The sequence below is a fragment of the Variovorax atrisoli 110B genome, from assembly GCF_000382045.1.
Lineage (GTDB): Bacteria > Pseudomonadota > Gammaproteobacteria > Burkholderiales > Burkholderiaceae_C > Variovorax > Variovorax atrisoli.
Genome location: NZ_KB907477.1, coordinates 23,857 through 35,154, shown reverse-complemented (window position 1 = coordinate 35,154; position 11,298 = coordinate 23,857). Strand labels below are relative to the sequence as shown.

The 11,298-nt window shown below is 68.8% G+C and carries 10 protein-coding genes; 8 read left to right on the top strand and 2 right to left on the bottom strand.

All coding sequences use genetic code 11. The features are described from left to right. The 8 genes from G369_RS0134625 to cydX form a co-directional block, all read left to right on the top strand. Nucleotides 1-660: acyl-CoA dehydrogenase C-terminal domain-containing protein (locus G369_RS0134625; RefSeq protein ID WP_019658661.1), on the top strand; the 660-nt coding region annotated here is incomplete at its 5' end. A gap of 164 nt (nt 661-824) precedes the next feature. After that, nucleotides 825-1,787 (top strand): NAD(P)H-dependent flavin oxidoreductase, encoded by a 963-nt coding sequence (locus tag G369_RS0134620; protein ID WP_019658660.1) that lies wholly within the window; start codon nt 825-827, stop codon nt 1,785-1,787. Between the two features lie 92 nt (nt 1,788-1,879). Then, entirely contained in the window at nt 1,880-2,992 is a 1,113-nt protein-coding gene (locus G369_RS0134615) for an acyltransferase family protein (protein ID WP_019658659.1), read from the top strand. A 156-nt stretch (nt 2,993-3,148) separates the two neighbouring features. Then, on the top strand, nt 3,149-4,840 hold the full coding sequence (cydD, locus tag G369_RS0134610) for a thiol reductant ABC exporter subunit CydD (RefSeq protein ID WP_019658658.1): 1,692 nt from the start codon (nt 3,149-3,151) through the stop codon (nt 4,838-4,840). Further along, on the top strand, nt 4,837-6,552 hold the full coding sequence (cydC, locus tag G369_RS0134605) for a thiol reductant ABC exporter subunit CydC (protein WP_019658657.1): 1,716 nt from the start codon (nt 4,837-4,839) through the stop codon (nt 6,550-6,552). Before cydD ends, cydC begins: the two co-directional genes overlap by 4 nt. 52 nt (nt 6,553-6,604) lie before the next feature. Continuing rightward, on the top strand, nt 6,605-8,224 hold the full coding sequence (locus G369_RS0134600; RefSeq protein ID WP_019658656.1) for a cytochrome ubiquinol oxidase subunit I: 1,620 nt from the start codon (nt 6,605-6,607) through the stop codon (nt 8,222-8,224). Continuing rightward, complete coding sequence (gene cydB, locus G369_RS0134595; RefSeq protein ID WP_019658655.1) at nt 8,221-9,375, top strand: cytochrome d ubiquinol oxidase subunit II; 1,155 nt, start codon at nt 8,221-8,223, stop codon at nt 9,373-9,375. Before G369_RS0134600 ends, cydB begins: the two co-directional genes overlap by 4 nt. 20 nt (nt 9,376-9,395) lie before the next feature. After that, nucleotides 9,396-9,545, top strand: coding sequence for a cytochrome bd-I oxidase subunit CydX (gene cydX / locus G369_RS0134590; RefSeq protein WP_019658654.1), 150 nt, complete (start codon nt 9,396-9,398; stop codon nt 9,543-9,545). 34 nt (nt 9,546-9,579) lie between these two features. On the opposite strand, the gene G369_RS0134585 is transcribed toward cydX, so the two are convergent. Then, on the bottom strand, nt 9,580-10,161 hold the full coding sequence (locus G369_RS0134585; RefSeq protein WP_019658653.1) for a GbsR/MarR family transcriptional regulator: 582 nt from the start codon (nt 10,159-10,161) through the stop codon (nt 9,580-9,582). Between the two features lie 49 nt (nt 10,162-10,210). Next, nucleotides 10,211-11,236: an AraC family transcriptional regulator gene (locus tag G369_RS0134580; RefSeq protein WP_019658652.1), complete on the bottom strand. Its 1,026-nt coding sequence runs from the start codon at nt 11,234-11,236 to the stop codon at nt 10,211-10,213. Between the last annotated feature and the right edge of the window lie 62 nt (nt 11,237-11,298).

Here is an 11,298-nt window from a genome sequence, read left to right as displayed (position 1 = left end):
GCCGACGCGCGCAAGCAGAACCAGGCCTTCTATGAGTTCATGGTGCCGCTGGTGAAGGGCTACAGCACCGAGATGAGCCTCGAAGTGGCCTCGCTGGGCGTGCAGGTGCACGGCGGCATGGGCTTCATCGAGGAGACCGGCGCGGCGCAGTACTACCGCGACGCCAAGATCCTGACGATCTACGAAGGCACCACCGCCATCCAGGCCAACGACCTCGTGGGCCGCAAGACGGCGCGCGACGGCGGCCAGACGGCGAAGGCGATCGCCGCGCAGATCGAGAAGACCGAGGCCGAGCTGGCCAGGATCGACAACCCCGCTGCCGCGGCCGTGCTCAAGCGCCTGAAGGCTGCGCGCGAAGCCTTCGTCGAGGTGGTCGACTTCGTGGCGGGCCAGACCAAGGCGTCGCCCAACGCGGTCTTCGCGGGCAGCGTGCCCTACCTGATGCTGGCGGGCAACCTGGTGGCCGGCTGGCAGCTGGCGCGCTCGCTGATCATTGCGCAGGACCTCGCCTCGCGCAGCTTCGACACCGACTTCATGCTGGCGAAGATCGCCACCGCGCGCTTCTACGCCGAGCACATCCTCAACAAGGTGCCGGGCATCCGCGACAGCATCGTCGACGGTGCCGAGAGCGTGACGGCGCTGGCGCTCGAGGCTTTCTGAATACGGCAGCCGAACGCAGAAGTCGCAAAGGTTACGCAGAAGTCGCAGAAGAAAAACCAGAATTTGTCTTCGGGTCCTTTCGCGACCTTTGCGTAGTTTTTGTCTTCCTTCTGCGTTCGGCTGCCCGATCCCGCATTCAACACAACTTTCAAGAGACAAGCATCATGTCGAAACTGCCCCCCGTCCTCGCGAACCTGCCGCTGCCGATCATCGGCTCGCCGCTGTTCATCATCAGCAACCCCAAGCTCGTGATCGCGCAATGCAAGGCGGGCGTGGTGGGTTCGATGCCGGCGCTCAACGCGCGTCCTGCGGCGCAGCTGGAAGACTGGCTCGCCGAGATCACCGAGGAACTGGCGGCCTACAACAAGGCCAACCCCGACAAGCCCGCTGCACCGTTCGCCATCAACCAGATCGTGCACAAGAGCAATGACCGGCTCGAGCACGACATGGAGATGGTCGTGAAGTACAAGGTGCCGATCGTCATCACCTCGCTGGGCGCGCGCACCGACGTGAACGACGCGGTGCACAGCTACGGCGGCGTGACGCTGCACGACATCATCAACAACAAGTTCGCGCAGAAGGCGATCGAGAAGGGCGCCGACGGCATCATCGCCGTGGCTGCCGGCGCCGGCGGCCATGCGGGCACGAAGAGCCCGTTCGCGCTGGTGCAGGAGATCCGCCAGTGGTTCGACGGCCCGATCGCGCTGTCGGGCTCCATCGCCACCGGCGGCGCAGTGCTGGCCGCGCAGGCCATGGGTGCCGACTTCGCCTACATCGGCACCGCGTTCATCGCCACCGAGGAAGCGCGCGCGAGCGACGACTACAAGCAGGCGATCGTCGACGGCACCTCGGACGACATCGTCTACTCCAACCTCTTCACCGGCGTGCACGGCAACTACCTGGCGCCCAGCATAGTCAAGGCCGGCATGGACCCGAACAACCTGCCCGAAGGCGACGTGAAGACGATGAACTTCGGCGGCGGGGAAGGCAGCAAGGCCAAGGCCTGGAAGGACATCTGGGGCTCGGGCCAGGGCATCGGCGCGGTGACCGAGGTGGCGACCGCCGGTGCGTTCATCGAGAAGCTCAAGCGCGAATACCAGGAGGCAAGACAGCGGCTCGCACTGTGACCCCGCTAGCGAACGGCGTCGCGCCCGTCGCGGTCGCGCCGCCGTCTTCTCCATCTTCTCCGCCGGCTCCGTCCCCTCCCTCCGCGGGGCGCATGCCGCTGCTCGATGCCGCCAAGGGCATCGCCTGCGCGGTGATCGTGGGGCATCACTTGTCGCGCTACGGCCCGATGCCGGCCGGTGCGTATACGCTCGCGCCCGACTTCTTCGGCTGGCTCTCCGAGGACGGGCGGCTGGCGGTGCAGGTATTCCTGGTGATCGCCGGGTTCCTGGCGGCCGCCAGCCTCGCACCCGATGGAACGCTGCGCGTGGAGCGGCCGGTGGCGCGCATCCTGCAGCGCTATGGGCGGCTCGTGATGCCTTACCTCGCCGCGCTCACGGTGTGCGTGATCGTCGCTGCGGTCGTTCGGCCGTGGCTCGACGAAGAGGTCGTGCCGGCGTCGCCCACCTTCGGGCAGCTGGTCGCCCATGGCTTGCTGCTGCAGGACCTGCTTGGCTACGAGTCGCTCTCCACGGGCGTCTGGTACGTGGCCATCGACTTCCAGCTCTTCGCGCTGGCCCTGGTGCTCGTCGGGCTGCCGTCGATGCTGCAGCGCGCCGGCGGCGCCGTGCCGCAGGGCCTGCGCGCGCGATGGCTGCCAGTGGCGCTGGTCTTCGGGCTGGCGGTGGCTTCGCTCGTGCTCTTCAACCGCAATGCAGGGCTGGACGACACGGCTTTCTATTTCTTCGGCACCTACGGGCTGGGCATGCTGGTGTTCTGGATCGGACGCGCGACGCGGTTCAGCATCTGGCAGAGCGGCATCGCGTTGCTGGCGCTGATCGGGGCGGGAGCGCTCGCCATCGACTGGCGCAGCCGCATCGCGACGGCGCTGGTCACCGCGCTTTTGATCGCCGTCGCGCAGCGCCGCAACTGGCTGTCGCCGAAGCACTGGCCGGCGGCGGCCATGCCGCTCGTGCGGCTGGGGCGGATGTCGTATTCGCTGTTTCTCATCCACTTCCCGGTGCTGCTCGCCATGAACGCGGCGGTCGCGAACGCGGGGCCGCATGGCTCGTGGTTCGACGCGGCGGGGCTTGCCGCGACCTTCGGCCTGTCGGTGGTCGCGGGGGCGCTGCTGTACCGCTGGGTGGAGGCGCGTCCCGCTTCCTGGCGCGCAGTGTTCGCGCTGTTCGCTGCGCTGCTGGTCAGCGGAATAGTCGTTTCTCATTAAGGAGCGGGCGCGCCGGCGCAGGCGCACCGTCCAAATCCTCCTGAACCTGTTGCGCTCCCGTGCGGGAGAGGGCAGTCTGCGGGCTCGTCAGTCGCCTCCGTCTCCGGTATGATTGTGGAAATTTCAGTAAATACTGAAAATTCACGAAAACAAGGAATGACCAAGCACCTGCCACCCAGATCGCCGCTGCGCGCTTCCGCGTCGCTGGACGCGGGTGGTGTGGTGCAGGGCGCGGCCGCGCTGTTCTGGCTGCCACAGGCGGCGTTGCTGGCGATGGCGGTGCAGGGCCTGGCTTCGGGGCATGGCTTCGCAGCCGTCACCTGGCCTGCCGCGGCGATCCTGCTGCTCGGGCTGGCGAGGGCTGCTTGCGAGGCCTGGGGTGCCCGCCGGACCTTCACCCGTGCACGCGCGCAGCTCACCGCGCTGCGCGCACAGACCGCCTTGGCGCTGGCTGCCGGTTCGCCGCTCGATCGCAGCCGCGCGCATTCGGGTCTGGCTGCCAGCGTGCTCGCCGAGCAGGCCGAGGCGCTGGTGCCGTACCTCGTGCGCTACCAGCCCGCGCGTTGGCGCGCGACGGTGGTGCCGATCTTCATCCTGTGCGCGGTGGCCGCTTTCTCCTGGGTGGCTGCGCTGGTGCTCCTGGCCGCCGCGCCGCTCATCCCGATCTTCATGGCCATCGTCGGCTGGCGCGCCAGGGCCGCGAGCGAGGCGCAGATGGTGGAGCTCGGCGGCATGAACGCCTTCCTGCTCGACCGGCTGCGCGGCCTCGCCACGCTGCGCTCGCTGGGCGCCGTCGAGATCACCGCCCGGCGCCTGGGCGATGCGGCCCAGTCGCTGCGCCGCCGCACGATGGCCGTGCTGCGCATTGCGTTCCTTTCCTCGGCCGTGCTCGAACTCTTCTCGGCGCTGGGCGTGGCGCTGGTGGCCGCCTACGTCGGCTTCCACCTGCTCGGCTCCATCGGCTTCGGCACCTGGGGGCGCACGCTGAGCCTGGGCGAGGGCCTGTTCGTGCTGCTGCTGGCTCCCGCGTTCTTCGAGCCTCTGCGCGAGTTGTCGATGGTCTGGCACGACCGCGCCGCCGGCGAGGCCGCGCTGGAGGCGCTCGACCGCCTGCAGCGAAACGAACTGTCTCTGCCCGGCGCGAGCGCGTCGCTGACACGCGCGACGACGAATGCTCACGCTGGAGCGCCGGCCGTCGTCATCCGCGACCTGCATTTCTCCTGGCCCGGCGAGCCGCAGGAAGTCTTCGACGGCTGCCAACTGCGCATCGCCTCCGGGGAGCACGTCGCGCTGACGGGCCCGAGCGGCAGCGGCAAGACCGCGTTGCTGTCGATGATCGCGGGCCTCGTGCCGGCGACGCGCGGCGAGATATCCATCGGCGGCGTTGCACTTACCGGCCGCACGGTGGCCTCCCTGCGCGAGCGCATGGGCTGGATGGGGCAGGCGCCGCACGTCTTTGCCGGTTCGGTCGAGGGCAACGTCACCCTGGGCCGCCTCGATGCCGACACCCGGCGCGTCACCGAAGCCATGCGCCTCGCATCGCTGCAGTCGGTGGTGCAGGCGCATCCGGCCACCTCGCTGGGCGAGGGCGGGCAGGGCCTTTCCGGCGGCGAGGCCGTGCGCCTCGCGCTCGCGCGCATCGCGGTCCATCCGCATGCCGACCTGCTGCTGGTCGACGAGCCCACCGCGCACCTCGACACCGAAACCGCCGAGCGGGTGACCGATGCGCTGCTGGCGCTGGCCCGCGGCAAGACCCTCATCGTCGCGACGCACGACCCGGCGCTGGCCGCGCGCATGGACCGCACCGTGAGCCTGGGCAGCGCAGAAGCGATGGAGAAGGCGGCATGAACAAGACTTCCTGCCCGAGCACGAACTGGCGCGACCTGCGCCTGGTGCTGCGCCCCTTCCTCGCCACGCAGCCGCGGTGGCTGCTGCTGGGCTGCCTGCTCGCGGCTATCACGGTGCTCGCGGGCATGGCACTGTTGGGCCTGTCCGGCTGGTTCATCACAGCGACCGCGCTGGCGGGCCTGCATGCCGCCACGGCCTTCACCTTCGACGTGTTCATGCCTTCTGCCGGCATCCGCCTGCTCGCGCTCGGCCGCACCGCATCGCGCTATGGGGAGCGTCTGGTGACGCACGATGCCACCTTCGCCGTGCTCGCCGACATGCGCGTGCGCCTGTTCCGCGGCTGGTCTAGGGCAGAGGCGGCGCGCCGGCTGCTGATGCGTCCGGCGCGTCTGCTGTTCCGGCTGACCGCCGATATCGACGCGCTCGAATCGCTCTATCTGCGCCTGCTCGTGCCGGCGGCCGCGGCGCTCGGCGCTGCCTTGCTTGCGGGCGCGGTGCTCGGCTTCATGCATGTGGCCATGGGCCTCGCGCTGGCGCTGTGGCTGATGGTCGTCGGCTGGGGCATCGCGTCGATCGTCGCCAGGCGTGCCTGCCGGCCGGCCGTGCGGCGCGCCCATGCCATCGAGGCGATGCGTGCCCGCGCCGTCGATCTGGTGGCGGGGCAGACCGACCTGGTGATGGCAGGCCGCATCGATGCCCAGCGCGAGGCCTTGATGGCCGCAGATGCGCAACTCGCCAAGGCCGACCTCGCGCTGAACAGGCTCGAGGCATCGGCAGGGTTCGCCTACGGCAGCGCCGGCACCCTGACGCTCGTCGGCGTGCTGCTGGCCGTCGGCCTGCTGGTGGGCGAGGGCGTGATCGGCGCACCGGCGGCGGCGCTCGCGCTGCTGGTGGCGCTCACGGCGACGGAGCCCTTCGCAGCCCTGCGCCGCGGTGCGCTCGACGCGGGCCGTACCTGGCTGGCGGTACGGCGACTTGCTCCCCGCATGGATGGCGCCGCCGACGAGCCCGGTGAAATGACGAACTCCCCAGGCTCCGGAATCGCACTGCGACTGGACCAAGTCTCCGTGGCCCATGGCGACTGTGGCACGCCGGTCCTCACCGAAGCCTCGTTGACCCTGCGCGCAGGCGAGCGTGTCGCGCTCATCGGGGCGAGCGGCGCGGGCAAGTCCACGCTGCTCGCCGCCATCGCAGGCGAGATCGCGCCCCTGTGCGGCAGCGTTCTCGCGCAGCCAGCCTGCCTGCTGACCCAGCGCACCGAACTCTTCCAGGACAGCCTGCGCGACAACCTTCGCCTCGCAGCCCCGGAAGCCACCGACGAACAACTGCATGCCGTGCTGCAGGCGGCAGGACTGCAAGACGAGGTGCGTGCCCTGGGCACCGGCCTCGACACCCGCCTCGGTGAAGGCGGCCTCGGCCTCTCCGGCGGCCAGTCGCGCCGCCTCGCGCTAGCCCGGCTGCTGCTGCGCGACGTGCCCCTGTGGCTGCTCGACGAGCCCACCGAGGCGCTCGACGCCGCGACCGCACACGACGTGCTGCAGCGCCTCGCCCAGCAAGCAGGAGGCCGAACCCTGCTGATCGCCACCCACTTGCGCCGCGAGGCCGCGCTCGCCGACCGCCTCGTGCGTGTCGACCAGGGCCGCATCGTCGCCGACCTGCACCGCGGCAGCGAGGCTTTCGATGCCGCGCTGCGCAGCCTGCGGCCCGACTGAACCGCAAAGCCGCCGAACAGGGAAAGAAAAGGAAAGAAGGAAGAACCACATCATGGACTTAGACATCGTCGCGCTATCGCGCCTGCAGTTCGCCGTCACGGCGCTGTACCACTTCCTGTTCGTGCCGTTGACGCTCGGACTCTCGATCATCATCGCCATCATGGAGACGGTCTACGTCATGACCGGCCGCGTGATCTGGCGCGACATGACGAAATTCTGGGGTGTTCTCTTCGGCATCAACTTCGCGATGGGTGTCGCCACCGGCATCGTGATGGAGTTCCAGTTCGGCATGAACTGGAGCTACTACAGCCACTACGTCGGCGACATCTTCGGCGCGCCGCTGGCCATCGAGGGTCTGATGGCCTTCTTCATGGAGGCCACCTTCGTCGGGCTGTTCTTCTTCGGCTGGGACAAGCTCTCGAAGGTGGGCCACCTGATCTCGACCTGGGCGGTGGCCATCGGCTCCAACTTCTCGGCGCTGTGGATCCTCATCGCGAACGGCTGGATGCAGAACCCGGTGGGCGCGGCCTTCAATCCGCAGACCATGCGCATGGAAGTGACCGACTTCGCCGCGGTGCTGACCAACCCGGTCGCCCAGGCCAAGTTCGTCCACACCGTGTCGGCGGGCTATGTGTGCGCGGCCGTGTTCGTGCTCGGTGTCTCCGCCTGGTACGTGCTCAAGGGGCGCCACCTCGAACTCGCCAAGCGCTCGATGACGGTCGCAGCCTCGTTCGGCCTGGCTGCTGCGCTGTCGGTGGCGGTGCTCGGCGACGAGAGCGGCTATCTCTCCGGCGAACACCAGAAGATGAAGCTCGCCGCCATCGAGGCCATGTGGGAGACCCAGCCCGCACCCGCCGCCTTCACCGTCGTCGGCTTTCCCGACCAGGAGGCGCGCGAGACGCACTACGCCATCCACATTCCCGGCGTGATGGGCCTGATCGGCACGCGCTCGCTCGACACCGTGATGCCCGGCATCGACGAACTCGTGAAGCGTGCAGAGGTGCGCATCCGTGAAGGCCTGAAGGCCTACGACGCGCTGCAGAAGATCCGCGAGGCTGGCGGCCCCGACAAGGTGACGCAGGGCGTGCGCGGCGACTTCGAGGACAACGGCATCAACATGGGCTACGCGCTGCTGCTCAAGCGCTACGTGGACGATCCGCGCCAGGCCACCGACGAGCAGATCGCCAAGGCCGCATGGGACACCGTGCCGCAGGTGGCGCCGCTGTTCTGGCTGTTCCGCGTGATGGTGGGCATCGGCATGCTGCTGATCGCGCTGACCGCGACCTTCTTCGTGCTCTCGGCGCGCCGCAGGCTCGACAGCCACCGCTGGCTGCTGAAGCTCGCCGTGTTCGCGATCCCGCTGCCTTGGATCGCCATCGAGTCGGGCTGGCTGGTGGCCGAGTTCGGCCGCCAGCCGTGGGTGATCGAGGGCGTGCTGCCGACCGCGGTGGCGGTGTCGAACCTCGGTGCGAAGACGCTGCTGCTGACGCTCGCGGGCTTCATCGCGATCTACACGACGCTGCTGGTCATAGAGATGAAGCTGATGCTCAAGGCCATCCGCAAGGGCCCGCAGGCCGAGCACGCGCCCGACGAGGGCGACACGCTCTCGCACATTCCGCCGGCCCACGCGGGCGCGGCCATTCCTTCGCCTTCCACCGGGAGCGCAGCATGATCCTCCACACACTCCTCGACTACGACACCCTGCGCTTCATCTGGTGGCTGCTGATCGGCGTGCTGCTGGTGGGCTTCGCCGTGACCGACGGCTTCGACCTGGGCAGCGGCATGCTGCTGCCCTTTGCCGCGCGCAACGACGTGGAGCGCCGCGTCGTCATCAACAGCGTCGGCCCGGTGTGGGAGGGCAACCAGGTGTGGCTGATCCTGGGCGGCGGCGCGATCTTCGCGGCCTGGCCGCAGCTGTACGCCGTGTCGTTCTCGGGCTTCTACCTGGCGATGTTCGTGATCCTCACGGCGCTGATCCTGCGGCCCGTGGCCTTCAAGTTCCGCAGCAAGCGCGAGTCGCCGCAATGGCGCTCGCGCTGGGACTGGGTGCTGTTCTTCAGCGGCTTCGTCCCCGCGCTGATCTGCGGCGTGGCCGTGGGCAACGTGCTGCAGGGCGTGCCGTTCCGCTTCAACCCCGACATGCACATCTTCTACGACGGCAGCTTCTTCGGCCTGCTGAATCCGTTCGCCATCCTGTGCGGGCTGGTGTCTGTGGCGATGCTGGTGATGCACGGCGCCGCCTGGCTGCAGCTGAAGACCGCCGGGCCGGTGGTCGAGCGTGCGCGCAGCTACGGCATGGTCGCCGCCGTGCTCACCATCGCGCTCTATGCGCTGGCCGGCGTGCTGCTGGCGACGAGCATCGGCGGCTTCCGCATCAGCAGCGTGATCGATGCGACGGGGCCGTCGAACCCGATGCTGAAGACGGTCGAGCTGCACGCCGGTGCATGGACCGCCAACTATGCGGCCCATCCGTGGACGCTGGCCGCCCCCATGGCCGGTTTCGTCGGCGCGCTCGGTGCGCTGCTCGGGCTCGCGCTGCGCCGGCCGGTGCTTTCGCTGCTGGCTGCGGCGCTGGGCATCGCCGGCATCATCCTCAGCGTGGGCGCCTCGATGTTCCCGTTCATCCTGCCGTCTTCCATCGACCCGCGCGCCAGCCTCACGGTGTGGGACTCGTCCTCGAGCCATCTCACGCTTTTCATCATGCTGGTGGTCACGGCCGTCTTCATTCCGCTGGTCGTGGCCTACACGAGCTGGGTCTACCGCGTGCTGTGGGGCAAGGTCGACGAACAGGCGATCCGCGACGAGAGCGGCCACGCCTACTGACAACCAAGGAGGAACGAAAGATGTGGTACTTCGCCTGGATCCTCGGCCTGCCGCTGGCGGCCGCATTCGCGGTGCTCAACGCCATGTGGTACGAGCTCATGGACGACGAGGCCGTCCGCAAGGCCAAGCTCGAAACGCCGGAGCCGTCGGCGGGGCAGGAGCGGCTCTAGCGGTAGTAGAGATAGAGATGGAAAGGCCGCCGGCCTACTCGGCGGCCTTCTTCTTCGACGCCGAGCCGCCCGAGATGCGGTCCTTGAGCGTCAGCACCTTCGTCACGGTCGCGCCCATGCCCATGAGCTTCATGGCGGTCTCGGGCGCGAGCCGCTGCACGTCGTCGAACCACTTCATCAGCCGGTCGATCAGGTCGTGCATCTCGCGCATGCGCTCCTGCGCGTGACGTTCGGCGTCGCTGGTGGGAGATTCGAGCAGGGCGTTGCGTAGCATCGAGAGCGTGGGTTCGATCTCGCGGCGGCGGCGCTCCTCGGCCAGCACGCGGAAGATTTCCCACACGTCGGATGGCGCCTCGAAGTACTCGCGACGGTCGCCGGGATGGTGCCGCAGGCGCACCAGCCGCCAGGCCTGCAGTTCCTTCAAGCCCATGCTGACGTTGGAGCGCGAGAACTCGAGCATTTCGGCGATCTCGTCGGCGTTGAGCGCGCGCTCCGAGAGGAAGATGAGTGCGTAGATCTGCCCGACTGTGCGGTTGATGCCCCACTTGCTGCCCATCTCGCCGAAGTGGGCGACGAACTGGCGGTTGAGGGGTGGGAGATCGGAAGAGTTGGCCATGCGCCGGATTGTCGCGCGGATGGCTGTAATTCCGGAAAGTCCTGAAAACTCAATCAGCCTGCTGGCGCCGCCTGTACGAGCCGGGCGCGCCGCCGGTCCATGCCTTGAAGGCGCGCTGGAAGGCCGCGCTGTCGGCAAAGCCCAGCTCCTCGGCCAGCGCCGCCAGCGGCACGGTGCTGGTGTTGAGCCGCACGATGGCGAGGTCGCGCCGCAGCTGGTCCTTCAACGCCTGGAACGAGGTGCCCTCGGTCGCCAGGTGCCGCTGCAGCGTGCTGACCGACATGTGCAGCACGCCCGCGGTGGTCGCGAGGTCGGCCCAGGCCGGGCGGTGCTGCTGCAGCACCGCGCGCACCTTCGCGCTCACCGCCTGTTCGGCGAGCCGGGGCAGGATCACGTTGGCCGGGGAGGCCGCCAGGAAGGCCTGGATCTCCTTTGCGTCGCGGTGCACCGGTGTGTCGAGCGCGGCGGCGTCGAACCACACGGCAGACAGCGGCTGGCCGAACTGCAGCGGGCCCGGGAACACCTTCGCGTAGCCGTCCGCATAGGGCGGCGGCTCGAAGCCGAAGTCGAAGCGCCGGGCCGCCAGACGGCCGCCGTGAAGCCATGCGAAGAGCCGCCAGTACACCCGCAGCATCAGTTCGTGCAGGAAGTTCTGGTGCATGGGCGGCTGGATGTTCAGCCGCAGCCCGAAGCCGGCCAGGGGGCCGTCGTGCAGCAGCACCAGCGAGAGATCGTCCTGCAGCAGGTCGAAGGTGCGTGCCACGCGGCGCAGCGCCACCTCGAAGGTGCGTGCGCCCAGCGTGGAGCGCGTCATCAGCGCGAAGCTGCCGCAGCGCAGTCGGCGCGTGAGAAAGCCCAGCGCCTCGTCGTCCATGCGCTCCATCAGCAGCGCGAAGAGGGCCACGTACTGCTCGGCGGTGATCCGGGCGGCGGCTTCGTCGAGCAGCGCGGGGGCGATGCCCGCGTCCTCCAGCGCCTTGTCGACGTCCATCAGCGCCTCGCCCGGGCGCGCACGGATGCCCGAGAGCATGCCGAGGACGAAGGCGATCGGAATGGTGACGGGCGGCTGGAGCATGTGTCTGTCGATTGACCTTTTCTGCCATGCGATCGAAGCGAAGTGCAATCGCCGGGCGGCGG